The 26,219-nt window shown below is 53.1% G+C and carries 33 protein-coding genes and 1 other RNA gene; 27 read left to right on the forward strand and 7 right to left on the reverse strand.

Annotated elements, in window-relative coordinates; translation table 11 throughout:
• The first annotated feature begins 4 nt into the window (after positions 1-4).
• The 17 genes from ABLV66_RS06185 (at position 5) to ABLV66_RS06265 (ending at position 12,441) form a co-directional block, all read left to right on the forward strand.
• Entirely contained in the window at positions 5-298 is a 294-nt protein-coding gene (locus ABLV66_RS06185; protein WP_032411153.1) for a phage holin family protein, read from the forward strand.
• Complete coding sequence (locus ABLV66_RS06190) at positions 295-636, forward strand: M15 family metallopeptidase (protein WP_053064769.1); 342 nt, start codon at positions 295-297, stop codon at positions 634-636. Before ABLV66_RS06185 ends, ABLV66_RS06190 begins: the two co-directional genes overlap by 4 nt.
• A complete protein-coding gene (locus ABLV66_RS06195) occupies positions 636-968 on the forward strand; it encodes a hypothetical protein (protein WP_047043552.1) in 333 nt (110 codons plus the stop codon). The genes ABLV66_RS06190 and ABLV66_RS06195 overlap by 1 nt, the downstream gene beginning before the upstream one ends.
• Entirely contained in the window at positions 940-1,128 is a 189-nt protein-coding gene (locus tag ABLV66_RS06200; RefSeq protein ID WP_348876853.1) for a hypothetical protein, read from the forward strand. The genes ABLV66_RS06195 and ABLV66_RS06200 overlap by 29 nt, the downstream gene beginning before the upstream one ends.
• Positions 1,115-1,372, forward strand: coding sequence for a putative phage tail assembly chaperone (locus ABLV66_RS06205; protein WP_348876854.1), 258 nt, complete (start codon positions 1,115-1,117; stop codon positions 1,370-1,372). Before ABLV66_RS06200 ends, ABLV66_RS06205 begins: the two co-directional genes overlap by 14 nt.
• Before the next feature lie 107 nt (positions 1,373-1,479).
• Positions 1,480-1,563 (forward strand): DUF6890 family protein, encoded by an 84-nt coding sequence (locus tag ABLV66_RS06210; protein ID WP_407718992.1) that lies wholly within the window; start codon positions 1,480-1,482, stop codon positions 1,561-1,563.
• A complete protein-coding gene (locus tag ABLV66_RS06215) occupies positions 1,560-3,527 on the forward strand; it encodes a phage tail tape measure protein (protein WP_348876855.1) in 1,968 nt (655 codons plus the stop codon). The genes ABLV66_RS06210 and ABLV66_RS06215 overlap by 4 nt, the downstream gene beginning before the upstream one ends.
• Positions 3,524-3,853, forward strand: coding sequence for a DUF2590 family protein (locus ABLV66_RS06220; protein WP_032411168.1), 330 nt, complete (start codon positions 3,524-3,526; stop codon positions 3,851-3,853). The genes ABLV66_RS06215 and ABLV66_RS06220 overlap by 4 nt, the downstream gene beginning before the upstream one ends.
• Positions 3,850-5,034: a baseplate J/gp47 family protein gene (locus ABLV66_RS06225; protein WP_348876856.1), complete on the forward strand. Its 1,185-nt coding sequence runs from the start codon at positions 3,850-3,852 to the stop codon at positions 5,032-5,034. The genes ABLV66_RS06220 and ABLV66_RS06225 overlap by 4 nt, the downstream gene beginning before the upstream one ends.
• The gene (locus tag ABLV66_RS06230) at positions 5,027-5,614 is read left to right on the forward strand and encodes a hypothetical protein (RefSeq protein WP_348876865.1); all 588 of its coding nucleotides are present in this window, start codon (positions 5,027-5,029) and stop codon (positions 5,612-5,614) included. The genes ABLV66_RS06225 and ABLV66_RS06230 overlap by 8 nt, the downstream gene beginning before the upstream one ends.
• A gap of 10 nt (positions 5,615-5,624) precedes the next feature.
• On the forward strand, positions 5,625-8,009 hold the full coding sequence (locus tag ABLV66_RS06235; protein ID WP_348876857.1) for a phage tail-collar fiber domain-containing protein: 2,385 nt from the start codon (positions 5,625-5,627) through the stop codon (positions 8,007-8,009).
• Entirely contained in the window at positions 8,009-8,644 is a 636-nt protein-coding gene (locus ABLV66_RS06240; protein WP_348876858.1) for a tail fiber assembly protein, read from the forward strand. Before ABLV66_RS06235 ends, ABLV66_RS06240 begins: the two co-directional genes overlap by 1 nt.
• Positions 8,634-9,359: a hypothetical protein gene (locus tag ABLV66_RS06245; protein ID WP_348876860.1), complete on the forward strand. Its 726-nt coding sequence runs from the start codon at positions 8,634-8,636 to the stop codon at positions 9,357-9,359. The genes ABLV66_RS06240 and ABLV66_RS06245 overlap by 11 nt, the downstream gene beginning before the upstream one ends.
• Positions 9,331-9,876, forward strand: a complete 546-nt coding sequence (locus ABLV66_RS06250; protein ID WP_348876861.1) for a baseplate complex protein — start codon at positions 9,331-9,333, stop codon at positions 9,874-9,876. The genes ABLV66_RS06245 and ABLV66_RS06250 overlap by 29 nt, the downstream gene beginning before the upstream one ends.
• A 2-nt stretch (positions 9,877-9,878) precedes the next feature.
• On the forward strand, positions 9,879-11,558 hold the full coding sequence (locus ABLV66_RS06255; RefSeq protein ID WP_348876862.1) for a hypothetical protein: 1,680 nt from the start codon (positions 9,879-9,881) through the stop codon (positions 11,556-11,558).
• A gap of 183 nt (positions 11,559-11,741) precedes the next feature.
• Positions 11,742-11,951: a hypothetical protein gene (locus ABLV66_RS06260; protein ID WP_336186108.1), complete on the forward strand. Its 210-nt coding sequence runs from the start codon at positions 11,742-11,744 to the stop codon at positions 11,949-11,951.
• A 190-nt stretch (positions 11,952-12,141) separates the two neighbouring features.
• Complete coding sequence (locus tag ABLV66_RS06265) at positions 12,142-12,441, forward strand: hypothetical protein (protein WP_336186109.1); 300 nt, start codon at positions 12,142-12,144, stop codon at positions 12,439-12,441.
• Between the two features lie 55 nt (positions 12,442-12,496).
• Here ABLV66_RS06265 and ssrA read toward each other — a convergent pair.
• Both ssrA and smpB read right to left on the reverse strand, forming a co-directional pair.
• Positions 12,497-12,859, reverse strand: a transfer-messenger RNA (tmRNA) gene (gene ssrA, locus ABLV66_RS06270).
• Between the two features lie 146 nt (positions 12,860-13,005).
• Positions 13,006-13,488 (reverse strand): SsrA-binding protein SmpB, encoded by a 483-nt coding sequence (gene smpB, locus ABLV66_RS06275; RefSeq protein ID WP_015370247.1) that lies wholly within the window; start codon positions 13,486-13,488, stop codon positions 13,006-13,008.
• A gap of 153 nt (positions 13,489-13,641) precedes the next feature.
• Here smpB and ABLV66_RS06280 point away from each other — a divergent pair, with 153 nt between their 5' ends.
• Positions 13,642-14,079 (forward strand): type II toxin-antitoxin system RatA family toxin, encoded by a 438-nt coding sequence (locus tag ABLV66_RS06280; RefSeq protein ID WP_015370248.1) that lies wholly within the window; start codon positions 13,642-13,644, stop codon positions 14,077-14,079.
• Positions 14,069-14,359, forward strand: a complete 291-nt coding sequence (locus ABLV66_RS06285) for an RnfH family protein (RefSeq protein ID WP_015370249.1) — start codon at positions 14,069-14,071, stop codon at positions 14,357-14,359. Before ABLV66_RS06280 ends, ABLV66_RS06285 begins: the two co-directional genes overlap by 11 nt.
• 63 nt (positions 14,360-14,422) lie before the next feature.
• Here the strand turns inward: ABLV66_RS06285 and bamE are convergent, their stop codons facing one another.
• The 3 genes from bamE to nadK all read right to left on the reverse strand — a co-directional run bounded on the left by bamE (position 14,423) and on the right by nadK (position 17,535).
• The gene (gene bamE, locus ABLV66_RS06290) at positions 14,423-14,761 is read right to left on the reverse strand and encodes an outer membrane protein assembly factor BamE (protein WP_047044418.1); all 339 of its coding nucleotides are present in this window, start codon (positions 14,759-14,761) and stop codon (positions 14,423-14,425) included.
• Positions 14,762-14,908: 147 nt separating this feature from the next.
• Positions 14,909-16,570 (reverse strand): DNA repair protein RecN, encoded by a 1,662-nt coding sequence (recN, locus tag ABLV66_RS06295; RefSeq protein WP_047044422.1) that lies wholly within the window; start codon positions 16,568-16,570, stop codon positions 14,909-14,911.
• 86 nt (positions 16,571-16,656) lie between these two features.
• Positions 16,657-17,535 carry an NAD(+) kinase gene (nadK, locus tag ABLV66_RS06300; protein ID WP_015370252.1) on the reverse strand — a complete coding sequence of 293 codons (879 nt, stop codon included), beginning with the start codon at positions 17,533-17,535 and terminating at the stop codon, positions 16,657-16,659.
• Positions 17,536-17,658: 123 nt separating this feature from the next.
• On the opposite strand from nadK, the gene grpE reads away from it, so the two are divergent.
• Positions 17,659-18,249, forward strand: a complete 591-nt coding sequence (gene grpE / locus ABLV66_RS06305) for a nucleotide exchange factor GrpE (RefSeq protein ID WP_015370253.1) — start codon at positions 17,659-17,661, stop codon at positions 18,247-18,249.
• A 103-nt stretch (positions 18,250-18,352) separates the two neighbouring features.
• On the opposite strand, the gene ABLV66_RS06310 is transcribed toward grpE, so the two are convergent.
• Both ABLV66_RS06310 and ABLV66_RS06315 read right to left on the reverse strand, forming a co-directional pair.
• Complete coding sequence (locus ABLV66_RS06310; RefSeq protein WP_348876867.1) at positions 18,353-19,639, reverse strand: HlyC/CorC family transporter; 1,287 nt, start codon at positions 19,637-19,639, stop codon at positions 18,353-18,355.
• A gap of 17 nt (positions 19,640-19,656) precedes the next feature.
• On the reverse strand, positions 19,657-20,448 hold the full coding sequence (locus ABLV66_RS06315) for a cytochrome C assembly family protein (RefSeq protein WP_015703199.1): 792 nt from the start codon (positions 20,446-20,448) through the stop codon (positions 19,657-19,659).
• Positions 20,449-20,614: 166 nt separating this feature from the next.
• Here ABLV66_RS06315 and ffh point away from each other — a divergent pair, with 166 nt between their 5' ends.
• The 7 genes from ffh to ABLV66_RS06350 all read left to right on the forward strand — a co-directional run bounded on the left by ffh (position 20,615) and on the right by ABLV66_RS06350 (position 26,216).
• Entirely contained in the window at positions 20,615-21,979 is a 1,365-nt protein-coding gene (gene ffh / locus ABLV66_RS06320; protein WP_020078159.1) for a signal recognition particle protein, read from the forward strand.
• A gap of 238 nt (positions 21,980-22,217) precedes the next feature.
• Complete coding sequence (rpsP, locus tag ABLV66_RS06325; RefSeq protein WP_015370257.1) at positions 22,218-22,466, forward strand: 30S ribosomal protein S16; 249 nt, start codon at positions 22,218-22,220, stop codon at positions 22,464-22,466.
• An 18-nt stretch (positions 22,467-22,484) separates the two neighbouring features.
• Positions 22,485-23,033 carry a ribosome maturation factor RimM gene (gene rimM / locus ABLV66_RS06330; RefSeq protein WP_015703198.1) on the forward strand — a complete coding sequence of 183 codons (549 nt, stop codon included), beginning with the start codon at positions 22,485-22,487 and terminating at the stop codon, positions 23,031-23,033.
• Positions 23,034-23,064: 31 nt separating this feature from the next.
• Positions 23,065-23,832, forward strand: a complete 768-nt coding sequence (gene trmD, locus ABLV66_RS06335) for a tRNA (guanosine(37)-N1)-methyltransferase TrmD (protein ID WP_008806092.1) — start codon at positions 23,065-23,067, stop codon at positions 23,830-23,832.
• A 39-nt stretch (positions 23,833-23,871) separates the two neighbouring features.
• A complete protein-coding gene (rplS, locus tag ABLV66_RS06340; RefSeq protein ID WP_002914145.1) occupies positions 23,872-24,219 on the forward strand; it encodes a 50S ribosomal protein L19 in 348 nt (115 codons plus the stop codon).
• Between the two features lie 120 nt (positions 24,220-24,339).
• On the forward strand, positions 24,340-24,789 hold the full coding sequence (locus tag ABLV66_RS06345; RefSeq protein WP_045395101.1) for a DUF2946 domain-containing protein: 450 nt from the start codon (positions 24,340-24,342) through the stop codon (positions 24,787-24,789).
• A gap of 56 nt (positions 24,790-24,845) precedes the next feature.
• Positions 24,846-26,216, forward strand: a complete 1,371-nt coding sequence (locus ABLV66_RS06350) for a PepSY-associated TM helix domain-containing protein (RefSeq protein ID WP_320482798.1) — start codon at positions 24,846-24,848, stop codon at positions 26,214-26,216.
• The last annotated feature ends 3 nt before the right edge of the window (positions 26,217-26,219 follow it).

Genomic DNA, 26,219 nt, shown 5'->3' on the forward strand with positions numbered 1-26,219 from the left:
AGGGATGCAGGACTATGAAAAGGGGTTTATCGCCCTGGCGGTGATGGGGGCGCTGATTGCGCTGGGCAAGATGCTTAACAGCGGGGAACCAATAACCCTGCGCCTGGTTGCGGGGCGTGTCATTGTCGGCAGCGCCCTGTCAGTGGCTGCAGGGGTGGCGTTGTACTTTGTTCCGGATATCCACCCCCTGGCACTGGCCGGGTTTGGTTCCGCACTGGGGATTCTCGGCCTGAATGGCGTTGAAGCCTGGCTGCGTCGCAAGGGGATTGATTTTTTAGGTAAGGGGGGCAGGAAGTGACACTAAGCGAAAAGCAACAACGATTTACGTCGATGATTGCATTGTTAATCCAGTATGCAAATGCAAACGGTATGCAGTTGACCTTTGGTGAAGCGTATCGCACGCCTGAGCAGGCGGCGCTGAACGCAAAGAAAGGCAGCGGTATTTCCAATAGCCTCCATACCCAGCGGCTGGCTGTTGATTTTAATCTGTTTGTGAAGGGCGAGTATAAAACCCGCACGGAAGATTACCTGCCGCTGGGTGAATACTGGGAAAAACTGGGCGGTAGCTGGGGCGGACGCTTCAGGTCTAACCCGGACGGAAACCACTTCAGCCTGGAACATAACGGGGTGCGCTGATGGATAAGCTGACGGTGGGTGTGGTGATGCTGGCCATGATGGCGTTTGCCTGTGGCTGGAAGGTTGCCAGCTGGCAGCGTGACAGTGTTGATCTGGCTATCCGTAAAACAGCCACTGCCACCGGCACGCAGCTGGCCAGTGTGGCCAGCGCATCCGGGCGAAAACTGGAAGAAAAGCTTGAGGCTTTAAAGAATGCGCCACCGCGTGAAATTCGCACGGAAGTGGTTAAGCCGGTGTTTACTAACGTGTGCCTGTCTGCTGATTTTGTCAGCATGTACAACGACGCCACCGCCAGCACAGAACGTGCGTTATCAGGAAAACCTGAAAACTAAATGCGCCGTGCAGCTGCCGCGCCTGAAGGGCATGCAGGGAAAAGACGCAGCAGAACTGTTAACCCTTTATCTGGAAATGTACGGCCAGTGTGCGGCACGTCATAACCAGTTAATTGATGAAATTAATTTACGAGAGAATATATTAAATGGAACAAATTAAATTAGTGGTCTGTGGTACGCCTGTTATTTTTGAACCCAACCAAACGGCATACAACAAATTCATTAACGAAGTGGCAATGGATAATAAAGTTGCGCCCGCACATAACTACCTGACCCGTATTGTGGCGGCAGAAAGTAAAGATGCGCTGGAGGATATTCTGAAACGTCCGGGGGCAGCAATCCAGTTAGCCGGAAAGGTGAATGAAATTTATGCGCCTGAGCTGGAAATTGAAGTAAAAAACTGAGTAAGCGAGTTCGTTCTATTGAAAATAACGGACTCGACCAGTATTTAATTTTACGTCGCCACTATTTACCGCAGGGTAATGATTCCATAGATGATATTGCAGCCGCGATATGGCTGGATAATCGTCATTGGGAAAATATGCATATTGCCATTGCTAACGGAATCAGTACCGCATTTAAAGGCACAGAATGAAACAGTTAGATTTTACATTAAGCCTGATTGATAAATTATCGCGCCCGTTAAAACAGGTGCAGAATAATGTCACCGGCTTTGCTGAAAAATCAAAAGCGGCTTTTATACAAATTGGCGGCGGCGCACTGGCGCTGGCAGGTACCGGAATGGCAATCAAAGGCGCATTATCACCGGCGATTGAAATGTATGACGCGCTGAATGAAGCCGCGGCAAAAGGCATTGGTAATTCTGTCCTGAAAACCGTGCAACGGGATGCGCTGGCATTCAGTACGACCTATGGCGCCAGCGCGGTGGAGTTTGTGCAATCCACCGAAAGCATAAACGCATCCATTGCCGGGCTGACCGGCAATGAGCTGCCGAAGGTGACAAAAGTCGCCAATACACTGGCGTTTGCCCTGAAATCCACTGCTGCAGACACGGCAGAATTTATGGGGCAAATGTATGGCAACTTCTCAGCAGAGGCGGAGCGCCTGGGCAAAGTCCAGTTTGCCGAGCAGCTGGCAGGGAAAATGGTGTACATGCGCAAAACCTTTGGCACGGAAATGGCCACTATCAAGGATTTGATGGAAGGGGCGCGCGGCGTGGGTACCAACTATGGCGTGGGACTGGATGAACAGCTGGCCGTACTGGGGCAGTTAAACCGTACGCTGGGCACAGAAGCCAGCAGCGCTTATGAAGGTTTTATGACGGGTGCCATTGATGGCGCTAAAAAGCTGGGGCTGTCGTTCACTGATGCCACCGGCAAAATGTTGTCCATGCCGGAAATGCTGATCAAGCTGCAGGGCAAATACGGTAAAAGCCTTGAAGGGAACCTGAAAGCGCAGGCGGAACTGGATGCCGCCTTTGGTGACAGTTCCGCCGTGGTGAAGCATCTTTATGGCAATGTGGCACTTCTACAGCGGAATATTACAGAGCTGGGTGGTTCCGATGGGTTGAAGCGTACCCAGGAACAGGCAAACAAACTGGTGAAGCCGTGGGATCGCTTTGTGGCCATCCTGCAGGCAATCAAAACGGTCATTGGTCTGACGCTGATCCCGGTACTGTATCCACTACTTAACCGCCTGGCGGATATGGGGCAGACCTTTGCCCGCTGGATGCAGATGTTTCCCAATATCGCCCGCGTGATTGGTTATGCTGCCATGGCACTGCTGGGATTTGCCGCCGCTGGAGCAATAGCCAATATTGTGTTGGGAGTGTCAAAGCTAATTAAGCTGGGTGCCATCGCTATCTGGAAAACCCTGACTGCGGTGACAAAAATTAATACCGCCTGGACTTGGATTAATACCAAAGCAAATCTGGCATGGGCTAAAACCATGAAAATGGTTCGTGGGGTGATGCTTGCCCTGCGTATGACTGCTGTGATGACTGGCGCGGCGATTAATTTCATGAGCTGGCCGATCCTGCTTGTCATTGGTGCCATTGCCCTGCTGGCCGCAGGCTGTTATCTGCTGATTAAGCACTGGGATACGGTAAAAGCGGCCGTGATGAATACCGAAGCCTTTAAGGTTGTAGCCGGGGTGGTTACATGGCTGGCGGGTGTCTTTGCCAGCGCCTGGCAATTTATTAAAGATGGCTGGAATAGTTTTATTGCACTTCTGACCGGCTTTTCACCGACGCAGGCGCTTGGCGGTATGGCCAGCGGTATTATCTCAATGTTTGATAATGTCTGGCAGGTTATCAAAGGCGGTTTTCTTAAATCATGGAACTGGATTATAGGGAAGTTAAATAAAATTCCCGGCGTGGATATTTCTATGGCCGCAGAAAACCCGCCACCGTTAACGTCGAATACGTTATCTACTGGTGGCGAGTTAAAAGGTATTGAACGCGGCGGTATCAGTAAATCCATTAACAGTAATGCCAAATCGGTAACAGATAACAGTAAGAAAATTGACACGGTAAATATTTATCCGAAAGAAACGCTTTCGCCGGGTAAATTAATGGAATGGCAGGAGCTTAACGGATGAGTGAAAACCTTTATATCGACTTACTGATCCAGAATGGTGATTTTGTTCTGAATGTAGGTAATGAACCTGAATTATGTAATAACCGCCAAAGTATTGGGCAGGATGTTGTCCATTCCATTCTGGAAAGTGGGCTGGCAACCCGATTAATTGCAGAGCGAAGTCCGACAATGCGAGCCGATATTTTTACCCAGCTTGAATTACTGGTGGAAGAAGATGAACGCATTGTGCCTGGTACCGTGGAAATCAGTGAAGAAAGCCCGAAGCGATTATGGGTGACAGCCAGCACATATGATTTTGGCCGTATTGCTTATCAGGTGGATGTATGACGGAAAAGCCGCAGGTTGATTTTGAAGAAGTACTGAAAGACAGCGGAATGCCGGTCACGGAAGACGATGTGCAGGCGCGTTTTAACGCCATCGTGGCTGGCGAAGGGCTGATCACTAACACATCCCGTATGTCACCTTTCTGGCGGTTGGTCACAGCGATAGTGACCGCGCCGGTCATGTGGCTGAAAGATGCGCTTATTGGGGTCGTGCTTACCAATATGTACGTGGCGACGGCAGGCGGCAAGATGCTGCGTTTGCTGGCATGGGCGGTAAATGTGACCGCAAAACCAGCCACCGCTGCCGAGGGGGTGATCCGCTTCTTCAAAACCGATGCAAAGGCTACCACCACCGTAAAGGCAGGCACGCTGGTACAGACTGAGCGTATTAATGGCCGTGTATATGTGTTGGCCACGGTGGCCGATGTGGTGATCCCCTCCGGTGTGGCCAGCGCCCTGGTGGCAGTCAAAGCAACCGGAACAGGCGGTGCGTATAACCTGGCACCGGGGTATTACCGGATTTTGCCTGTAGCCGTGGATGGTATCAGCCAGGTGGCCAGTGAGGAAGACTGGCTGACGAAGCCGGGAGCCGATGAAGAAAGTGATGATGAACTGCGCGAGCGCTGCCGCAACCAGTTCAATCTGGTGGGTAATTATCACACTGATGCGGTTTACCGTTCGATGATTGCCCAGGTTGCCGGGCTGAGTATTGACCGCATTTTTTTTGAGCATGAAGCGCCACGGGGAGCAGGTACGGCAAACAGCTATCTGTTGCTGGATACCGGTGTGGCCTCCGCGCCGTTTATTGATGCTGTGAATGACTACATCAACACACAAGGCCACCACGGCCACGGCGACGATATGCAGTGTTTTGCCATGCCAGAGACACGCCACGATCTGGCGGTAAGCGTATACGTGCCGAGCGTCAGCAATATGACTGACGACGAAGTGAACGCGCTGAAATCGGGCGTGGAAAATCTGATCCGCTGTGCGTTCCGTGAAAACGCGGATTTTGATGTGAAAAAAACGTGGCCATATTCCCGCTTCTCTTTTTCCCAGTTGGGGAGGGAGTTACACAGGGCTTTCCCGCAGACAGATTCTATCGAGTTTTCGTTACGGGACATTACCAGCGGGCTTGATGTTCCGCGCCTGAATTCGCTGACAGTGAGTCTGCATGATGACTGATTTTATGAAGAAACTGGCCGCGCTGGCGCTGCCTTTCTGGATGAATAAAGGGGAACCGGCAAAGCTGCTGAATGCATTGCGCCGTTTCTGGGCAGAGGTATACAGCTGGATAACCTGGCCGCTGGCGCAGTTTGATCCGCTGACCTGCAGTGAACCGATGTTAAACCTGATGGCGTATGACCGTGATATTCCGCGCCTGAATGGCGAGCCGTTGAACCTGTTCCGTAAGCGCGTGGCGTATGCGTTTGTGAATGCCGCGGATGCCGGTTCAGTGGAGGGATTCATCAACATCTTTGATCGGCTGGGTATCGGATACGTCGAGCTACTGGAGCGCCAGCCGGGTATCGACTGGGATGTGATTCTGGTGCGCGTTTCAGACAGCCAGATAGCCGACAACACGCAGCTGATGATCCAGATTATCCGCCAGTACGGGCGAACCTGCCGCCGTTATCAGTTTGAAGTGATTACATCGGAAAGCCTGTTAATCCGGGCGGGATGGGATCAGGGGGAATATGTGGTTTACCCGGCGAGGATTGCCGGAACGCTAACCAGTAATACTTTTTTCAGCGCGAGCATATAAGGAGTTAAATATGTCGCAAACCGTTATCACGCAGGCGTTTGAACAGTGGAAAGCGCAGCAGGGAAGTACCGGTGAACCTGTCATGCTGGATGAGTTCATTTTTGCCAACGTGCCAGGCCTTGATCCGACACGGCCGATTGACCGCAACGAAAAGCTGCCACCGGCTGGCCAGATTGTTTACCGCGAGGCAGTCACGCGTAAAGGTGTGGTGAATGAAAACGCCGTAGTGCATTCCGTTGTGCTGGGCGCAGACGTAGGCGATTTTTCGTTTAACTGGATCGGTCTGATTAACAAGGCAAGCGGTACGCTGGCCATGATTGTACATGCGCCACTACAGCAGAAACTGAAAACGAAAGAAGGGCAGCAGGGTAACGTATTAACCCGTTCATTTCTGATGGAGTACAACGGCGCACAGGCTGAAACGTCAATCAATACGCCAGCAGAAACCTGGCAGATAGACTTCACCGCCAGAATGGCCGGAATGGATGAGCGGCAGCGCCTGGAAAATACTGATATTTATGGCGCTGCCGCATTCTTTGGCGATGGCTGGCTGGTTGGTAAATCCGGCAATCAGTATTTTGTGACGAAAGGCGCGGGGTATGTTGCCGGGCTGCGTGCGGAGCTTGCCGCAAATCAAAATATTACGGTTGCTGCAAAGCCCGTTAAAGTCTGGCTGGATGTGTGCTGGACAGGTGGGTTTACCAGTGCCTGGGAAGTGCAGACTAAAGTCACGGTAGCGGCGAGCCTGGCGGACTATGAGCAAAACGGTGTTAAACATCATGTGTTTGCGCTGGCCAGTATTGATGCCAACGGAAACATCACGGATTTACGTCCGAAAGGTTCGCAGGTTGAACGCGTAGCCGTGAAATCGGTTGATAATATCAGGCCGGACGCGAAAGGAAATGTGGATACGAAGCGGGGCGATGCTATCCAGCCTGTTATCGCCTTGCCCGTTATTACAAATGGCAATAGTTCATTTATTAAAATTGCCACTATTAAAGACTGTGGTTCGACATCCGGTTATTTTCAGATAAGTGTGTTTGGTAGCGGCAATTATGGCAGGCCAGTACAGAACGTTGAGCAAATAGCAGTAAGCTGTCGGGGTGTCGCCAACATGACCGCCGCGAATATTGATACCTATATTCGGCATAGTGCTATTGATAACGGTGCAGATTCTCCACTGCGCGTTGTTGCCGCGCCTGCAGCTGCTGCTGGTATGTTTGATATCTATCTGAATGCTTCCGGTGGTTGGTGGAGCGGTGTTGCCATGCGGGTGGAATCAATTTCAGGCGATGGCGTTTTTATAAGTGGCCCTGTCGTAGACCGTAAAATGGGGGCAAATGCATGGACATCTAATAAACCAGCAAATAGTTTCACGGCCAGCCGGAAAACCCTTCTGACGGATGCTGATACCGGAACCAGCGGTGGAAAAATTCCGCTTTTGAACAGGGCAAATACCTGGACAGCGAAGCAGGTTTTTAATAATCCCAGCGCTGTAACCACTGAACAGTCTGTGGCCATAACGGGGGTGCAGCATACACCACTGGTTTTAAGCCGGCCGACATCCACCGCAAACTTATCAATCGGCTTTCAGCTTCAGGGCATGAACATGAAACGCCTGGGGGTAAATCTTGAAGGGGATCTTTGTTACGGTGAGCAGGAAAATCAGGGGGCTAATCCAAAAGTTATCACCCAGGCGGTACTGGATAATAAAGGTCTGACGGTTAACGGTGCTACGACGCTAAAAGATACGACGATTAATAGCACCGGTTTTATTAATAAGAAAGGCATCTATTCATATAGCGATGCAGGAAATAATTATAACGAAACAAAAGGCATCGCCCTTAAGGGGAACGGCGATTTAATTTCAGAAATTTATTTTCTGGAGAATATCTCAAAATATGCGGCCACCTGTATTCATACACGGAGCGCAGGACGTGATAGCTGGGTTGAGTTTCGCCATGATGGCCGCTTTTACGTTAATGGTTCTGATATGTCCCCAGCCGGTGCGATTGTGGCGTGGCTGAGTGAAACGCCCCCGGCTGGCTGGTTACTTTGTAATGGTGCCGGATTTAATAAAACGCTTTTCCCCTGGCTGGCACTGGTATTTCCAAAAGGTGTTTTGCCCGATTTGCGCGGGGTATTTCTGCGCGGCAAAGATGCGGGGCGGGGTATTGATCCTAATCGTAATCTTGGCGATCTCCAGTGGGGACAAGCGCCAGCCTCAGCAATCGGGCGTGGTGACTGGGGTAATTATGCCGGACGTGATACAGGGCGTCCGGGCAGAGTAGGTACTGATTCAGATGGTAACTATAACGTAAAACAGGAAACCGAAGCGCAGCGTGAAACCCGCCCGGTAAACGTATCCGTAAATTACATTGTGAGAGCAGCATAATGGCTACATCAAAATATTCACTATCAATACCTAAAGCCGTTATTGGTGAGGATGGTTTTTCTATTCATGCCGGTTGGATAACAACCTATAACATGGACATTCATACGCGTGAATATACCGGCGCTCGTTCAGATTACCTTCAGGAAGGTGTAAGCCTGGCTGCAGGCGCATATGTCGATGCACCAAAGCTGCCAGCAACTGATAAGCAGGCTGTGCGCCGCACCGCTGACAATGCGGCGTGGGAAATCGTGCCAGATTACCGTGGGCATGTAGCCTACAGCACTGTAACCGGCCAGCCGGAAGTTATCACGGAAATGGGAGAGCTACCCGATACGTTGTCATTTTCCGCCCCGCAAACCCCATTTGATTACTGGAATGGCACGCAATGGGTAACAGATAAAGACGCTGAACGGGCTGCAAAAGTTGAAGAAATCCGCGCGCAACTGGCGCAACTGGCGCTGGAGGCAGACAGCGTGATTACTCAGCTTGAGCGGGCAATTAAATACGATCTGGCCACTGACGAAGAAAAAGCACTACTGGAAGCCTGGGAAAAATACAGCGTACAGCTGAGCCGGGTTAAACCAGAAGACTGGCCGGACATCTCACTACCGGAAAGGCCTGAATATGTGGCGTGAAGCAAGGTTGGCATTTACTGATGCCGTTGGGGCAATAAACTGTTCCATCGTGCCAGCGCATCCATGGGTATATGGCTTGGGACAGCAGACCGATAACGGCGCTTATCTCAGCCCGGTTAATGCCATTTCGTACCTGGCAGAAAAGCTGGCCGGAACGGGCGGTGAAGCGGATGTGGTCATTATGATGGTGACTGGCCAGGCACATGACAGTTTCATGAGTAGCCTGAATCAGCTGGTTGACGTGTTCCCTTCACCGGCATTTACGCAGGTTAAACGGCTGGCGCAGTCGGCCGCGCAACTGGCCACGGAGAAAATGCAGATCCCTGCCGGTATTGGTAACGGTCTGCCGGTGGCGGTGCCATTGTCGGTGCCAACCAGCCGGGCGGCTATGGCGGCAGCGGCGGTTAAAAAAGCCCAGGAAGCGGCAGGACAGGCACTGGATATGGATTCAATGCAAAAGCAACTGGAATCCTTCACACAGCTGCGCGATGAAATAATTGGAGATATCGCCAGCGGGCTGAATGAACTGCAGGGGAAAAGCGCCAGAGCGTGGGTATTTACGGCCAGTGGCAATCTGGGCGCAACACTCCTGGAAATGGTGAAAGATATCCCGCAACCGTCAGCCGTACATACGGCAGCAATGATGCTGGTTGGCAATAATCTGGACGGTATAAAAGGAATGATACATGACATCGATCCCGACACTGGCGCTTAACGGGGAAGCCATCCCGCTGAAAAATATGCGCGTCACCCTGACTCAGCAATTTCAGGATAAAGACCAGAGCGGCCAGACCAGTGCCACGACCAAATCAGAGCAGGGGATTAAAGGTAAGGAACTGCGCGTATCGGGCGAAATTCCGTTTAAAAGTCCTGAAGTACTGAAACGCATCTTTGATCTGGCCAGCGCCACCGGCAGCGACGGACAGCGGCAAAAGTACCGCGTTGCACATGAAATGGCGCGGGCGGTGAATTTTCGTGAAGCGACGTTTACCGGCACGCTGGATGCACCGCAGCAGGACGGGAAAATGTCATGGCTGGTCACGTTTACCCTGACGGAACATGTCAGCGTACAGGAAAAGCGGGAAGCCAGGGCAACCAGCAAAACCACGGCCAAAAAACAGACGGCCGGTAATACCGGGAAGGGCGGCGGCCAGGACGCCGCTGAGGATGAAGCAAAAATGACGTGGTTTGAGCGCAAAGTGCTGAAGCCGGTTAATGATGCATTGGGGTAAGCATGAAACCAGTAAAACGCCTTTACCTTTCCGGGGATGAAGTTCATCTGGCGGATGCCAGCCTGGTGCTGGAGCTTAACAGTTGCGGCCGCGGATTTATTACGGCAGAGACGACACAGGATTACACCGGGAAACTGGTGCGCCTTGATGTGGGATACAGCGATTTAATTCTGCGGTGGTTTACTGGTTATGTGGAGCGCTCGCAACCCTCGGAAAATGGCTTTCAGCGTCTGTTTGTCCGGGAGCTGGTCGGCGTCTTTGATAAATTATGGCCGTGTTCATTTCAACATCCAACTTTGCGCAGCGTGGCCACCTGGCTGGAAGAAAACAGCGGGATCGCCGTAAGCGTGCCGGATGCCGGTTATTCCGATAAGCCGATCCCTCACTTTACGCACAGCGGCAGCGGTTATCAGTTGCTGAACAATCTGGGCAAAGCGTTTGGTATCACGGATTACATCTGGTACCAGTTGCCGGATGGTGGTCTTTATGTCGGAGGGGCGGAACTGGCATTGTTTGCGGGTAAGCCCGTGACAATCCCGGCTGAATTCAGCCAGGGCGCTGCCGGTGGTAATTCCATGACATTGCCGGTCATCCAGAGCCTGCGGCCTGGTGTGGAAATGAACGGGGAGCGCATAACCCGCGTGCATCTGGAAAATGACACAATGGCCGTCACCTGGACACCGCGCAACAAAGCCACCGGCGAACCCTTGCAGAAAACGCCATTACAGCGTCAGATTGAAAGCCAGTACCCGGAACTGGCTGCAGGTCTTCATTTGCCAAAATTCGCCAGGGTGCTTGCCCCCACGGAAGAAGTCAGCAGCGGGAATTTTGCCGATCCGTTCCGCCCGCGATATGCCGTTAACGTGCAGTTGCTTGATGCTGAGGGCAACCCGGATAAACAAACACCGGTTTATTCAGCCGTGCCGCTGCCGGTACCGATGGCCGGAAATGATGCTGGTATGTATCAGTTTCCGCCTGAAGGTACCCTGGTGGAAGTGGGATTCACAGGTGGCAGACCTGATAAGCCATTTATCCGCCAGACTGTGCCGGAGGGTAACAGCCTGCCGGATATTAAACCGGGCGAGCAGCTGCAGCAGCAGCGTGCGGAAGTATCACAGCGGGTTACGCAGGCCGGTGACTGGGTGAGACAGACCGATCAGGCCATTGATGAATCGTCAATGACCAGGGTTATCAAGGCCGATACGGAAAGGCGTGAGCTGGTCAGCCGTGACACAACAATCAAAGCCACGGATAACACTCGCGTGCTGGGTACCGCCACGCTGATGGCCGGTGCCATTCAGCAGGTGAGCGCCGGAGATTACAGCCAGGCGGTGAAAGGGAACTGGCTGGCCAGTGTCAGCGGTAATGCTGAAAGCAGAATTGCCGGTAATCATACAGTGCATGCTGGCGGGGATCTGACTGAACAGATCGGGAAAATTCGCAAAAGCGTGGCGGCGATTCAGCAGCAGATAATTGCGCCGGTGGTGTGGATTGGTTCCGGCAGTATCAACGTGGCACAGCTGATGCTGGATACCCTTGACGTATTAAAGGAGCTGGCGGAACAGACGGCCAGCCATACCCACAGTAATACGGGTGCCCCCACGAATGCGGGCGCTATCCGTGGCGCTGGCCAGAAAGCCGATCAGCTTAACGGTAAGTACTCGCCGGTGATTGGCCAGTAACCATTCTACCCCAGCCAGAATTAAAGCCCGCGTAATGCGGGTTTTTTTATACCCCCCCATAAAACGCTGCGTAACGCCCGCAGCGGTCTTTTCGCGTCTAAACAATCCACCGCAACACGCAAAACAGATCGTGCGCACAGCAGGGCGCTGGCAGCGTGTGAGCCTGACAAAATAAATCTTTCCGTGACGAAAACGGCGCTACACCGCACCCGCCTGCGGTTTCTGGATCATAAAAATTTTTCAGTTTTATTTTTCTACAAACCAGAGCGCCACACCGCGCCAGTGCTGGCGGCTTACAAGAAATCCAAAACTGAAAAGATTGAAAAGAATTTCAGTGTTTTTCACTTTTACGGATCTGTTGTGGATCGTTTTGAAATGATAACCATCAGATAAATATAGTAATTATTGGTTTTTTGTGAGTTAACAGGATCGTTTTGTTTAGCCAGCGGTGTGTAATACAGAATAGCTGAAGCCAGAGAGGACGCGGCGCAAAGGCAAAATGCAATGTTATGGAAAACTGAAAAAACCTCGCATTATAATACTGTCTTTATGTACAGTATTTTGTGGTGTGGAGGATGAGGCTATGGGAAAAATTTCAATTAACGGAGCGGTATTTATCTTTGTGGCCAAAGGCGAAAAACTCAATGATTGCGACGTTTTTCCTAGAAGCGGAATGCCTGATCAAAAATACGTCATTTGGTCACGCGTTGAAGGATGGGATGTGCGTTATCTGAAGTTTGGATCGAGCAAGATTGAATGGTTACCAATAGCAGAGCATCTTTTTGCTGATGAGTCGGAGGCATGGCAATCAGCCTATGGTCATTGGATGGAAAGGTGCAAGGTTGGCTTAACTGAAGGACAAATCATTTTTGAATGGACGTAAAGTGGACATGGACAAAAAAAAAGGGTTACGTTTTCACGTAACCCCTTGTTTTATTTGGTGGAGCTGGCGGGAGTTGAACCCGCGTCCGAAATTCCTACATCCTCGGCACTACATGCTTAGTTTGTCTTTACATTCGCACGCCAGCTGCGGACAGACACGCCACTAACGAACTAGCCTGATTAGTTTTAGCACTTCAACCCCAGGCAGGGCATCCGCGCGATCTCTTTTGGGTTTGACCTCTCTTGATCCCCGTCCTAAGAGCGGAGGCTAGGGAGAGAGGGCTCTAAGCAGGTTATTAAGCTGCTAAAGCGTAGTTTTCGTCGTTTGCGACTATTTTTTTGCGGCTTTTTACGAGGCCAACCGCCCCTCGGCATGCACCTTGGGTTTCGCGAATCCCGTCGAATCCAGAATCAGCCCCAATGTGTACTTGAAGTATAACAGATTTGTGAAGGTGGTTACCAGCCCCTGAAGCGAGGATTCTGGCGGCATATCGAGTGAAAAAGCAGCTACAACAGCAATATAGCGTGGGGCCAGGGAAAGCTGGCCCGCAGATAGGGGGGGAGATTATCGCCCGGCGTTCTTCATGATGCGCGCTTTATCTACAGCCCATTCACGATCTTTCACGTCGGTGCGCTTATCGTGCTGTTTCTTACCTTTCGCCACGCCGATTTTCACTTTGCACCAGGCGTTCTTCCAGTACAACGACAGGGCGACGACGGTATAACCTTCGCGGTTGATGCGGCCATATAGCGCATCGAGCTCGCGCTGATTGAGCAGCAGCTTGCGGGTACGGGTCGGATCGCAAACGTAATGCGTGGAGGCGACCGCCATTGGCGTAAAGTTGGCGCCGAAAAGATAGGCTTCGCCATCTCTCAGAATGACATAGCTATCGCCGATGTTGGCTTTGCCGGCACGCAGAGATTTCACTTCCCAACCCTGCAGCGCGAGGCCTGCCTCGTATTCATCTTCGATAAAGTATTCGTGACGGGCGCGTTTATTCAGCGCAATGGTGGCTGATCCAGGTTTGTGGGCTTTTTTCTTAGTCATAATGTCCTGAAGTCATCGCTAGTTCTAAACATTGTTACCTCAATCCTTCCTGCGAGGCGTAATGGGCTATCTTAGCACGAGTTATGGTACAGCGTTTTTTTTAGCAGCAGATAAATGATATTATTTGTCCCGTGTTTAAATGTGGAACCTGCTATGCCTCAGATTAGCCGTACTGCGCTGGTGCCTTTCAGCGTGGAACAGATGTATCAACTCGTAAATGATGTGAAGTCCTATCCCGATTTCCTGCCTGGCTGCACCGGTAGCCGAGTGCTGGAGGCCGGGCCGACGCAAATGACGGCGGCGGTTGATGTGTCCAAGGCCGGCATCAGCAAGACTTTCACGACGCGTAATACGCTGACCGATAACCAGAGTATCCTGATGAGCCTGGTCGATGGGCCGTTCAAAAAGCTGATTGGCGGCTGGAAGTTTATTCCGCTCAGCCCGGATGCGTGCAAAATTGAGTTTCATCTCGATTTTGAGTTCACCAACAAGCTGATTGAAATGGCTTTTGGTCGCATCTTTAAAGAGCTGGCCGCCAATATGGTGCAGGCGTTCACCACGCGCGCCAAAGAGGTGTATCGTGTCGGCTAATATTGTGGTTGAAGTCGCCTATGCGTTGCCGGAAAAACAGTACCTGCAACGCGTGAAGCTGCAGGCTGGGGCAACGGTCGAGCAGGCGATTATCTCCAGCGGTATTCTGGCGCTGCGTGAAGATATCGATCTGGCGAAGAATAAAGTCGGCATCTACAGCCGTCCGGTCAAGCTGCATGACGAAGTCCATGATGGCGACCGCGTAGAGATTTATCGCCCGCTGATTGCTGACCCGAAAGAGCTGCGCCGGCAGCGGGCTGAAAAGCACGCTGAAAAATAAGCGGGAATGCACAATTAAAAAAAGCGCTCATTGAGCGCTTTTTGCATTTCTACTGGCCTGAGATTACTTGGTCAGCGCCGGTTTGTTATCAATGTTGGTTAACACACCGCTGCTGTCGAAGGTCAGCGTCAGGGTCTGCTGGGTCACTTTCTCATGGCCCGGCTGCTGGCGGAAAACGTAGAACCAGGTGTTGCTACCAAATGGATCTGACATCATCGGCGTACCCAGCGCATAAGCAACCTGCTGTTGTGTCATGCCGACACGAATTTTTGCGACATCGGTTGGTGCCAGATAGTTACCCTGGTTGATATCAGGACGGTAAACCACTCGTTCCAGAGTGGAACAGCCTGCGGTCAACATAAGGAGAACCGCTGCGGCAGCAGTCAGCGTTTTACAGCGCATAGTGATTTGATTCCTTTTTGGGCCCGAGCAATACGTGGCTCATCTGTAATATGCCGATAATAATAGACCTTTGCCCGGTTGGGAACCTTCGACTGCAGGTCTATTGGCAATTTGCTGTTCACTATGACTCTGTGAAAATCAAAAAGTTTACGCCGCAAGCAACTCTTTCGCGTTCGCCAGGGTGTTGCGGGTCACCTCGCTACCGCCCAGCAGACGGGCCAGTTCCTGCAGTCTGGCGCGTTTATCCAGCGCATGCATGTGCGTCTCGGTCATCTCGCCATCGGTCTCTTTGCAGACAAAGAAATGATGGTGACCACAGCCAGCAACCTGCGGCAGGTGAGTCACGCACATGACCTGCGTGGACTCTCCCAACTGGCGGAGCAGTTTGCCGACCACCGCCGCCGTCGGGCCGCTGATGCCGACATCGACCTCATCGAAAATCAGCGCCGGGGTTTCCATTTTACGGGCGGTAATAACCTGAATAGCCAGTGCGATACGCGACAGCTCGCCGCCGGAGGCCACTTTAGCGATCGGCTGCAGCGGTTGCCCCGGGTTGGTGGTGACGCGGAACTCAATATGGTCGGCGCCTTCGGCGGTCAGATGGCGTTCATCAAAGGCGACATCAATGGCAAACACCCCGTGTGGCATAGAAAGTGAGTGCATACTTTCGGTTATCAACTGGGTGAGTTCATCGGCGCTGCGCTGACGCAGGGCGTGCAGTTCCTGCGCCGTTTCCAGCGCCAGGCGGTGATGCTCAATGACCAGTTGGCTCAGCGACTCCAGCGAACCGGCGCTGTCGTCCAGCAGGCGCTGCTCATCCAGCATGGCCTGATAGAACGCCGGCAGCTCTTCCGGAGCAATCTGATGCTTACGCGCCAGCGCAATCTGCCGGGAAATGCGCTGTTCCAGCTCGAACAGACGGTTAGGGTCGAGATCGAGACGGTCATTGTAGTGGCGCAGCTCATCGGTCGCCTCGCTGAGCTGAATAGAGGCTTCTTCCAGCATATCGAGCACGCTGGAGAGTTTGCTATCCATACCGACCAGCTCGCTAACCAGCTGTTTAGCGGTATAAAGCTGGCTTTGCAAATTGGCCTCTTCGCCGTCGGCCAGTACCGTTAACGCATGCTGACAGGTACTGAGCAGCTGGCCGCTGTTGGCCAAACGTTTGTACTCTTCGTCTATCTGTTCGAACTCGCCCGGCAGAGGATTAAATTCGTTCAGTTCTTTGAGCTGGTATTGCAGCAGGTCTGCGCGGGCGGCGCGCTCCTGGCTCTGCTGCTGATGCTGAGCCAGCTCCCGGCAGCTCTGGTGCCACTGGCGGTAGCGTTCCGCCATGCGCTGAGTAAGCGCATACTCACCGGTATAACCATCGAGCAGGGTTTTCTGATGTTCGGCTTTGGTGAGTAACTGATGGGCATGCTGGCCATGGATCTGGATAAGCAACTGGCCCAGCTCGCGAAGTTGAGAAAGGGGCACGGCGGTACCGTTGATAAAACCGCGGGAGCGACCGTCAGCGCTGATCACGCGGCGAAGTAAACACTCACGCCCGCTTTCCAGTTGGTTCTCTTCCAGCCAGCGCTGGGCGGCAGGGGTATCTTTCAGCGCGAAGCGCGCGCACAGGTCGGCACGGCTGGCTCCGCGGCGCACCATGTCAGCTTCGGCTCGGCCGCCGAGGCACAGCCCCAGCGCGTCGATGGCAATGGATTTCCCGGCGCCGGTTTCCCCGGTGATGGCGGTCATGCCACTGTGAAAATCAATTTCCAGTTCACGAACGATAGCGAAATTGCTGATGGTGAGTTGCGCCAACATAGCTGCCTTCCTGTATGAAAAACCATTACTGTGTTTTCGTACAGTATAGACTGGTTTTTTATCCAGTAAAGAGGCAGCTTGTAAAATCAGAACAATTTTTTCGACCAGCCCAACTTAGTGCTTAATGTATTGAAATAACTGTAGTCTTTCGGATGAATCAGATTGAGGTGATAATCACAGCGGCGGATGAGCACATCTTCGCCGTCCTGAATGGGGAGCGCAATCTGGCTGTCGCAGCTGATTTCCAGATCGTTGCAGCGCTGCGAGAAGCGCAGGCGAATGGTGCTATCGCCGTTAATCACCAGCGGTCGCGCTGATAGCGTATGCGGGAACATCGGCACCAGGGTGATGGCGTCCAGAGAAGGCGTGAGAATAGGGCCGCCCGCAGAGAGCGAATAGGCCGTCGAACCGGTAGGCGTGGAGATGATCAGGCCGTCGGAGCGCTGGGAGAAGGCGAACACTTCATCGATATAGACCTCGAACTCAATCATGTGCGCGACTTTACCCGGATGCAGCACCACTTCATTAATAGCCGTGCTGATGCGCTTCTGGCAGTCATGCTGGCATACCTGGGCTTCCAGCAGAAAACGTTTTTCTGCGATATAGTGGCCTTCGAGCACGTCGGCCAATTGCTGAAGCGCGTTATCCGGGTCAAGGTCGGTAAGAAAACCAAGATTGCCGCGGTTAATGCCGATGACGTTGATGTCATAGCGCGCCAGGGTACGCGCCGCGCCGAGCATATTGCCGTCGCCGCCGACCACCACCGCCAGATCCGCCTGCTGGCCGATTTCCGCCAGCGTGCCGGTTTTTACATTGCTAAGCTGGAGTTCATGGGCGATTTGCTGCTCGACCAATACTTCATAGCCTTTGCCGCATAGCCAGCGCCAGAGCATTTCATGTGTGGTCAGGGCGGTTGGGTGACGAGGGTGTCCCACAATGCCGATACACTTGAAATGGTTCTTCATGATCTGGATGTCCTTGGGTTAAATGAATGATGACAATCTGTCTGCTTCCCTTGAATCCCGGAAACTGATCCCCATAATAAGCGAAGTTAGCGAGATGAATGCGAAAAAAACGCGGAGAAATTCATGAGTAGTAAAGAACAGAAAACGCCTGAGGGGCAAGCCCCGGAAGAAATTATCACGGAGCAGCACGACAACGTAGAGGCTGTAGAGCCTGAGGTTTCTGCTGAGCAGGTGGATCCGCGCGATGAAAAAATTGCGAATCTGGAAGCACAGCTGGCCGAAGCGCAAAAGCGTGAACGTGATGTGATGCTGCGCGCAAAAGCGGAAGAAGACAACCTGCGTCGTCGCACCGAACAGGATATCGAGAAAGCGCATAAATTTGCGCTGGAGAAGTTCGTCAACGAACTGCTGCCGGTTATCGATAGCCTGGATCGCGCGCTGGAAGTGGCTGATAAAGCTAACCCGGATATGGCGCCAATGGTTGAAGGGATCGAACTGACCCTGAAATCGATGCTGGACGTCGTGCGTAAGTTTGGTGTGGAAGTGGTTGCCGATACCAACGTACCGCTGGATCCAAACGTGCACCAGGCCATCGCGATGGTCGAGTCTGACGATGTGGCTGCCGGTAACGTACTGGGCGTGATGCAGAAGGGATATACCCTGAACGGTCGTACTATTCGCGCCGCAATGGTAACCGTCGCGAAAGCGAAGTAATTCGCTAGTTCGCCAGTAACGGCTGCCTGCGGGTGGCCGTTTTTATTGGCTTTAAATAAAAAAACGGCGAACCGAAGTTCGCCGTTGTTCTTTGCTGGCTGCGCTATTCGGACACGCTTTCGCGTAATGATTTCACCGGCATCACCTTCACCTGCTTAATCATATTGTCCTGTACGTCGAGAATATCGATATCATACTGTTCGATACGTACGCGGGTTCCAGGGACCGGGATCTCCTCCAGCGCTTCCAGAATGATGCCGTTAACGGTACGCGCGTCGTCTTCCGGCAGGTGCCAGTTGAACGCTTTGTTGATTTCCCGCACGTTGGCGCCGCCGTCAATAATCACCGAGCCGTCATTAAGCGGCGTCACTTCTTCGGCAAGGGTCGGCGACATCGAGGTAGTGAAGTCTCCCACGATCTCTTCAAGAATATCTTCAACGGTGACCAGTCCTTGAATATCACCATATTCATCGACCACCAGACCGACTTTCTTTTTATTACGTTGGAATTTCACCAATTGCGTGCTGAGTGGCGTACCTTCTGGCACAAAGTAAATCTCATCTGCCGCTCGTAACATGATCTCTTTTGTGAACTCTTTCTTTTCCGTCATCAGACGATAGGCTTCACGGACGCGCAGCATGCTGATGGCATCGTCCAGCGAATCACGATAAAGCACGATACGGCCATGCGGCGAGTGGGTTAGCTGGCGGACGATAGATTTCCAGTCATCGTTGATATCGATACCGACGATCTCATTGCGCGGCACCATGATGTCATTAACGCTGACCTTTTCCAGATCCAGGACCGACAGCAGCATGTCCTGATTCCGCCGTGAGATTTGTGAACGGGATTCATTCACAATCGTTCGCAGTTCATCTTTGCTTAATGCGCCGCTAATGACGTGATCGGTCTTAATACCCATCATGCGCATCAGTACGCGGGTAATGGTGTTCAACAGCCACACCAGCGGCATCATCAGTACCTGTAGCGGCGCCAACAGGAAACTGCTGGGGTAGGCGACCTTTTCCGGATACAGGGCGGCAATGGTTTTAGGTAAGACTTCGGCAAACACCAGCACGACAAAGGTGAGCACGCCGGTGGCGATAGCCACGCCAGCGTCGCCGTACAGACGCATGCCGACGATGGTCCCCAGCGCTGAGGCCAGGATATTGACGAGGTTGTTGCCGATGAGCACCAGGCTAATGAGGCGGTCCGGCTTACGCAGCAGCTTTTCCACACGCTTAGCCGGGCGGTTGCCTTGTTTCGCCATATGGCGCAGCCGATAGCGGTTCAGCGTCATCATGCCGGTTTCGGAACCGGAGAAATAGGCGGAGATAATCACCATGATGATCAGCGTGACGATCAGCGTGGTGGTAGAAATGTGTTCCAGGAGAGACTCCTTAGTCTTTAACTAACAAACTGCTGAAGGACGCGGCTGCCAAAATAAGCCAGGGTCAGCAACCCGGCTCCGGCGACGTTAAACCAGACCACCCGGCGGCCGCGCCAGCCTTCGTGGTAGTGCCCCCACAGCAGTACGATATAGACAAACCAGGCCACGATAGATAGCACCGCTTTATCAATATTTTCGGTATTGAACAGGTTGTGCATATAGAACAACCCGGTGCATAGCGTCAGGGTCAGCAGCACTACGCCAACCTGGGTGATATGAAACATTTTACGCTCAATACTCATCAGCGGCGGCATTTCGCTGCTGAAAGCCAGCTTTTTATTTTTCAGCTGGTAGTCAATCCACGCCAGCTGCAGCGCGTACAGCGCGGCGATGATAAGCGTGGCGTAGGCAAAGAGCGACAGGCCGATATGCACCAACATCCCAGGAGTGGTTTCGAGGTGGGTGATGTACTCGTTAGGCACGAAGGTGGCGAAGGCGAGGTTGATCAGCGCGAAGGCGTATACGATAGGTAGCAATAGCCAGCCGCGATTACGCGAGGCGACGATGGTCATCACCGTACAGATCATCAGGCTGACCAGCGAGCCGACGTTAAGTAAGCTGAGATTTTGCCCACCTTCGCCGCCGGGGAAAATACGTGACTCCAGCGCGAAGGCGTGGCAAATCAGCGCTATCGTCGCGGAGAGAATCGCCATCCGCCGCCAGCTGCTGTTTTTTTGCAGCAAGCCAGGGATGATCAGCGCAAGGCTGATGGAGTAGGCGACAAGGGCAAGTAGAGCAAACACAGGCATAGGAGCGTCGACTGTTGACTAAATAAGAAAGAGAAGCAGTATAGCGTCACGCGACGTCTGCTCCAACCGTTGCAGCACATTCAGGTTTATGTCGTGTTATACTGCGCCAAATTCGTATTTTTGTGTCGCTGCGGCGACCGACCGTTTCCACCTCAGGCGAGAGACAATGTTTGATAATTTAACCGATCGTTTGTCGCGTACGCTGCGCAACATTAGCGGCCGCGGACGCCTTACCGAAGACAACATTAAAGACACCCTGCGCGAAGTGCGCATGGCGCTGCTGGAGGCCGACGTCGCGCTTCCGGTGGTGCGTGATTTCATCAGCCGCGTCAAAGAGAGCGCGGTAGGCCATGAAGTCAATAAAAGCCTGACGCCAGGTCAGGAGTTCGTCAAAATTGTTCGCAACGAGCTGGTTGCGGCGATGGGCGAAGAAAACCAGACGCTGGATTTAGCCGCGCAGCCGCCGGCCGTCGTCCTGATGGCGGGCCTGCAGGGTGCGGGTAAAACGACCAGCGTCGGTAAGCTGGGTAAATTCCTGCGCGAGAAGCACAAGAAAAAAGTGCTGGTCGTTTCCGCGGACGTATACCGCCCAGCGGCGATTAAACAGCTGGAAACGCTGGCAGAGCAGGTCGGCGTGGATTTCTTCCCGTCCGACGTGGGCCAGAAGCCGGTTGATATCGTCAACGCGGCGCTGAAAGAAGCGAAGCTTAAATTCTACGACGTGCTGCTGGTGGATACCGCCGGTCGTCTGCACGTCGATGAAGCGATGATGGACGAAATCAAACAGGTCCACGCCGCGATTAATCCGGTTGAGACGCTGTTCGTCGTCGATGCGATGACCGGTCAGGATGCGGCGAATACCGCGAAGGCTTTTAACGAAGCGCTGCCTTTGACCGGCGTGGTGCTGACCAAAGTAGACGGCGACGCCCGCGGCGGTGCGGCGCTGTCGATTCGTCATATCACCGGCAAGCCGATTAAATTCCTCGGCGTCGGCGAGAAAACCGAAGCGCTGGAGCCGTTCCACCCGGACCGTATCGCTTCTCGTATTCTCGGCATGGGCGACGTGCTGTCGCTTATCGAAGATATCGAGAGCAAAGTTGACCGCGCGCAGGCCGAGAAGCTGGCATCCAAGCTGAAGAAAGGCGACGGTTTCGACCTGACCGACTTCCTTGAGCAACTGCGCCAGATGAAAAACATGGGCGGCATGGCCAGCCTGATGGGCAAACTGCCGGGCATGGGGCAAATTCCCGATAACGTGAAAGCGCAGATGGACGACAAAGTGCTGGTGCGTATGGAAGCGATCATCAACTCGATGACGATGAAAGAGCGCGCCAAGCCGGAAATCATTAAAGGTTCGCGTAAACGCCGTATCGCCGCCGGTTGCGGAATGCAGGTGCAGGACGTGAACCGACTGCTGAAGCAGTTCGACGACATGCAGCGCATGATGAAGAAGATGAAGTCGAAAGGCGGCATGATGAAGATGATGCGTGGGATGAAAGGGATGATGCCGCCAGGATTCCCTGGCCGCTAATACGCGTCATAATTCAAGCCGCAGATGCGTTGGCTGCGTTCGTTCACCCCGGTCACGTACTTGTGTACGCTCCCGGGGATTTACTCACTTGCCGCCTTCCTGCAACTCGAATTATTTAGCGTATGTAGTTTTGAATTGATTTTTGCACAGAAATCAGTAAAATTTTCGGGCTTTTAATATGACACCGGGCTCCGTTCCTCGATGGGGCCCGGTTGTTTTATTCACACAAGAGGATGTTATGGTAACTATTCGTTTAGCACGTCACGGCGCTAAAAAGCGTCCGTTCTACCAGGTTGTTGTCACCGACAGCCGTAATGCACGCAACGGTCGCTTCATCGAGCGCGTTGGCTTCTTCAACCCGATCGCTACCGAGAAAGAAGAAGGCACCCGCCTGGATCTGGATCGTATCGCTCACTGGGTTGGCCAGGGCGCTACTGTTTCCGATCGCGTTGCCGCGCTGATCAAAGCCGCTAACAAAGCAGCTTAATCTGTCACGGTGGTCATGATGAGCAAGCAACACACCGCACAAGCACCTGTTGATCCGATTGTATTGGGGAAAATGGGTTCTTCCTACGGTATCCGTGGTTGGCTCAGAGTGTTTTCCTCCACCGAAGACGCTGAAAGCATTTTTGACTATCAGCCCTGGTTAATCCAGAAGGCGGGTCAGTGGCAGGTTGTTGAGCTGGAAAGCTGGCGCCACCACAATCAGGACATCATCATCAAGCTGAAAGGCATTGACGATCGTGATGCGGCGAATCTCCTGACTAATTGCGAAATTATCGTGGATTCATCGCAGCTGCCGGCGCTGGAAGAGGGCGACTATTACTGGAAAGACCTGATGGGCTGCCAGGTAGTTACCACCGAAGGCTATAGCCTGGGTAAAGTCATTGATATGATGGAAACCGGGTCGAATGACGTTCTCGTCATCAAGGCAAACCTGAAAGATGCATTTGGCATCAAGGAGCGGTTGGTTCCGTTCCTCGATGGGCAGGTTATCAAGAAAGTCGATCTCGCTACTCGTACTATCGAAGTAGATTGGGATCCTGGTTTTTAAATTCTCCGGATAAACGGTAAAAGACGGCGCTATGTGGATTGGCATAATTAGCCTGTTTCCTGAAATGTTCCGCGCAATTACCGATTACGGGGTAACTGGCCGGGCAGTAAAAAATGGCCTGCTGAGCATCGAAAGCTGGAGTCCTCGCGACTTCGCTCATGACCGGCACCGTACCGTGGACGATCGTCCTTACGGCGGCGGACCGGGGATGCTAATGATGGTTCAACCCTTACGGGATGCCATTCATGCAGCAAAAGCCGCGGCAGGTGAAGGCGCAAAGGTGATTTATCTGTCACCTCAGGGACGCAAGCTTGATCAAGCGGGCGTCAGCGAACTGGCAACGAATCAGAAACTGATTCTGGTGTGTGGTCGCTACGAAGGGATAGACGAGCGCGTAATCCAAACCGAAATTGACGAAGAATGGTCAATCGGCGATTACGTTCTCAGCGGTGGTGAGTTACCGGCAATGACGCTGATTGACTCCGTTTCCCGGTTCATTCCGGGAGTACTGGGACATGAAGCATCGGCAACGGAAGATTCCTTTGCTGATGGGTTGCTGGATTGCCCGCACTATACCCGTCCTGAAGTGTTAGAAGAGATGGAAGTACCGCCAGTATTGCTGTCGGGAAACCATGCTGAGATACGTCGCTGGCGTCTGAAGCAGTCGCTGGGCCGCACCTGGCTTAGAAGACCTGAACTTCTGGAAAACCTGGCTCTGACTGAAGAGCAAGCAAAGTTGCTGGCGCAGTTCAAAAGCGAACACGCGCAACAGCAGCATAAACATGATGGGCAGGCGTGAGCCCCCAATATCAGTTTACCCAGGATAAGAGATTAAATTATGAGCAACATTATTAAGCAACTTGAACAAGAACAGATGAAGCAGGACGTACCTTCCTTCCGTCCGGGTGATACCGTGGAAGTGAAAGTATGGGTTGTTGAAGGTTCCAAAAAACGTCTGCAGGCATTCGAGGGCGTGGTTATCGCTATTCGTAACCGCGGTCTGCACTCTGCATTCACTGTTCGTAAAATTTCCAACGGCGAAGGCGTTGAGCGTGTCTTCCAGACTCACTCTCCGGTAGTTGACAGCATTGCTGTTAAACGTCGTGGTGCTGTACGTAAAGCTAAACTGTACTACCTGCGTGAGCGTACCGGTAAGTCTGCTCGTATCAAAGAGCGTCTTAACTAAGATTCGCTTTCGCGACATCCTGATAGAAAGGGCTGGCCAGATGGCTGGCCCTTTTTTTATCTAAATTTTAACTATTTTGATGTAAATCAATTACAATATCGCCCGGATTTCGGAGGGGCGGTGAACGGCACTATTTTCTCACAATCAGCATTTCAACGGCGGGCCGCCTGGCTGGCGCTGTTTGCGATCCTGCTGATCGTGGTGGCGCCGCTGATCTCCATTTCGCTACAGAAAGACCCCATGAGTGCGATGCCGGGCATGCATCATGCTATGCCGATGGGCGAGTCTCATGATGGGATGTCCGGGCATGAGATGGTAATGATGCACGGCGCTGACAGCGCGTCACAGCCGGCGCATAGCATGCCGGTTGATCACGCCGAAGCCTGCGGCTATTGCGTGCTATTAGCGCACGTACCGGGGCTGCTGTTCGCGCTGGCGCTGTTCTTCGCCATGATCCTGCGGCGCATTCGCCTGCCGGTTTCTCGCCCGGTATTAAAACACTGGCACTACTTCCCCTGGCTCTACCCTGAAACCCGCGCGCCGCCGCGGCTGTCTGCTTTTTCCCTTTAATAAAAATGAATCTGCGTACTGCGCAACGACCTCTTTTGCTTTAAAAAAGGAAGAGTATGACAACCTGCACCTCGCGCGCGGCATGGTTAAACCTGCTGCGGCGCCTCCATTTCTATATTGGTCTGTTTATCGGACCATTTATCTTTGTCGCGGCCTTGACCGGCACGCTGTATGTCGCCACGCCGCAGCTGGAAAACTGGCTGTACCATGATGCCTTACAGGGCTCGCTCAACGGCGAAAGACAGCCGCTTAGCGCGCAAATTGCCGTCGCCAAAGAGGCCACGCAAAACAACCTCCGCCTGCAGGCCGTGCGCCCGGGTATTACCGCTGGCGAAACGACGCGGGTGATGTTTGCCGACCCGCGGCTGGGGGAATCAGAAAACCGGGCTATTTTTGTTGACCCGGTGACGCTACGGGTCAAAGGCGATCTGACGGTTTACGGTACCAGCGGTATTTTACCGCTGCGCCAGTGGATTGATTACGCGCATAAATCCTTGCTATTGGGTGACAGTGGCAGGCTGTACAGCGAACTGGCGGCCTCCTGGATGTGGGTTGCGGCGTTGGGCGGTATTGCGCTATGGGCGATGACCCGTCCGAAGCGGCGTATAAACAATCGGCTGCAAAATACCCGCCGTCTGCACGTGACGCTGGGCTGGATGTTGCTGGTTGGCATGTTGCTGTTTTCCGCCACCGGCTTAACCTGGTCGCAGTGGGCGGGCGGTAACGTCGATAAGATGCGCGCCGCGTTTGGCTGGCTAACGCCGCAGGTCAATACGCAACTTCATGGCGGGGAGGCGATGCCGCCCGATCCGCACGCCGGGCACCACATGGCGCATATGGCAATGGATGAGCCACAGGTGAAAGTGACTGCGGATCGGTTCGATAGCGTATTGCAGGTGGCGCAGGCCGCAGGGCTGACGGCCAGCAAGCTGGAGATCCGGCCGCCCAAAAGCGCGGGGATGGCGTGGACGGTGAATGAAATTGACCGTAGCTGGCCGACACGGGTCGATGCGGTGGCCATTGATGGCGAGACGTTACAAGTCGTGGATCGTACCCGCTTTAGCGATTTCCCGCTGATGGCTAAGCTGACCCGATGGGGCGTCGATTTTCATATGGGTTTACTGTTCGGGTTGGCGAACCAGTTGCTGTTGGTGGCGTTCGGGGTGGCTCTGTGCATCATGATCATCGTCGGCTACCGCCTGTGGTGGATCCGCCGTCCGACGCAGAGTGCGTTTAATCCAGCACAGACGTTGGTGCAAGCGTGGCTGGGGTTAAGTGTCGCCGCCCGGGCGCTTGCGCTGCTAATCGCGCTCCTGCTCGGGCTGGCGGTGCCGCTGATGGGCGTCAGCCTCGCGGCGTGCCTCGTGGTTGATTACCTGCGCTGGCGCGCGGCTTCAGCGATGAGGCTGGCTAAGTCGGTAGACTAACCT

The organism is Klebsiella sp. CN_Kp073 (assembly GCF_040065495.2).
GTDB classification, from domain to species: Bacteria; Pseudomonadota; Gammaproteobacteria; order Enterobacterales; family Enterobacteriaceae; genus Klebsiella; species Klebsiella aerogenes.

Bases quoted from the DNA above. Each gene is read 5' to 3' on its own strand.
- ABLV66_RS06185 (WP_032411153.1), top strand. From the start codon at position 5: ATGCAGGACTATGAAAAGGGGTTTATCGCCCTGGCGGTGATGGGGGCG.
- ABLV66_RS06195 (WP_047043552.1), top strand. From the start codon at position 636: ATGGATAAGCTGACGGTGGGTGTGGTGATGCTGGCCATGATGGCGTTT.
- ABLV66_RS06205 (WP_348876854.1), top strand. From the start codon at position 1,115: ATGGAACAAATTAAATTAGTGGTCTGTGGTACGCCTGTTATTTTTGAA.
- ABLV66_RS06215 (WP_348876855.1), top strand. From the start codon at position 1,560: ATGAAACAGTTAGATTTTACATTAAGCCTGATTGATAAATTATCGCGC.
- ABLV66_RS06220 (WP_032411168.1), top strand. From the start codon at position 3,524: ATGAGTGAAAACCTTTATATCGACTTACTGATCCAGAATGGTGATTTT.
- ABLV66_RS06225 (WP_348876856.1), top strand. From the start codon at position 3,850: ATGACGGAAAAGCCGCAGGTTGATTTTGAAGAAGTACTGAAAGACAGC.
- ABLV66_RS06230 (WP_348876865.1), top strand. From the start codon at position 5,027: ATGACTGATTTTATGAAGAAACTGGCCGCGCTGGCGCTGCCTTTCTGG.
- ABLV66_RS06235 (WP_348876857.1), top strand. From the start codon at position 5,625: ATGTCGCAAACCGTTATCACGCAGGCGTTTGAACAGTGGAAAGCGCAG.
- ABLV66_RS06240 (WP_348876858.1), top strand. From the start codon at position 8,009: ATGGCTACATCAAAATATTCACTATCAATACCTAAAGCCGTTATTGGT.
- ABLV66_RS06245 (WP_348876860.1), top strand. From the start codon at position 8,634: ATGTGGCGTGAAGCAAGGTTGGCATTTACTGATGCCGTTGGGGCAATA.
- ABLV66_RS06250 (WP_348876861.1), top strand. From the start codon at position 9,331: ATGACATCGATCCCGACACTGGCGCTTAACGGGGAAGCCATCCCGCTG.
- ABLV66_RS06255 (WP_348876862.1), top strand. From the start codon at position 9,879: ATGAAACCAGTAAAACGCCTTTACCTTTCCGGGGATGAAGTTCATCTG.
- ABLV66_RS06265 (WP_336186109.1), top strand. From the start codon at position 12,142: ATGGGAAAAATTTCAATTAACGGAGCGGTATTTATCTTTGTGGCCAAA.
- smpB (WP_015370247.1), bottom strand. From the start codon at position 13,488: ATGACTAAGAAAAAAGCCCACAAACCTGGATCAGCCACCATTGCGCTG.
- ABLV66_RS06280 (WP_015370248.1), top strand. From the start codon at position 13,642: ATGCCTCAGATTAGCCGTACTGCGCTGGTGCCTTTCAGCGTGGAACAG.
- bamE (WP_047044418.1), bottom strand. From the start codon at position 14,761: ATGCGCTGTAAAACGCTGACTGCTGCCGCAGCGGTTCTCCTTATGTTG.
- recN (WP_047044422.1), bottom strand. From the start codon at position 16,570: ATGTTGGCGCAACTCACCATCAGCAATTTCGCTATCGTTCGTGAACTG.
- nadK (WP_015370252.1), bottom strand. From the start codon at position 17,535: ATGAAGAACCATTTCAAGTGTATCGGCATTGTGGGACACCCTCGTCAC.
- grpE (WP_015370253.1), top strand. From the start codon at position 17,659: ATGAGTAGTAAAGAACAGAAAACGCCTGAGGGGCAAGCCCCGGAAGAA.
- ABLV66_RS06315 (WP_015703199.1), bottom strand. From the start codon at position 20,448: ATGCCTGTGTTTGCTCTACTTGCCCTTGTCGCCTACTCCATCAGCCTT.
- ffh (WP_020078159.1), top strand. From the start codon at position 20,615: ATGTTTGATAATTTAACCGATCGTTTGTCGCGTACGCTGCGCAACATT.
- rpsP (WP_015370257.1), top strand. From the start codon at position 22,218: ATGGTAACTATTCGTTTAGCACGTCACGGCGCTAAAAAGCGTCCGTTC.
- rimM (WP_015703198.1), top strand. From the start codon at position 22,485: ATGAGCAAGCAACACACCGCACAAGCACCTGTTGATCCGATTGTATTG.
- trmD (WP_008806092.1), top strand. From the start codon at position 23,065: ATGTGGATTGGCATAATTAGCCTGTTTCCTGAAATGTTCCGCGCAATT.
- rplS (WP_002914145.1), top strand. From the start codon at position 23,872: ATGAGCAACATTATTAAGCAACTTGAACAAGAACAGATGAAGCAGGAC.
- ABLV66_RS06350 (WP_320482798.1), top strand. From the start codon at position 24,846: ATGACAACCTGCACCTCGCGCGCGGCATGGTTAAACCTGCTGCGGCGC.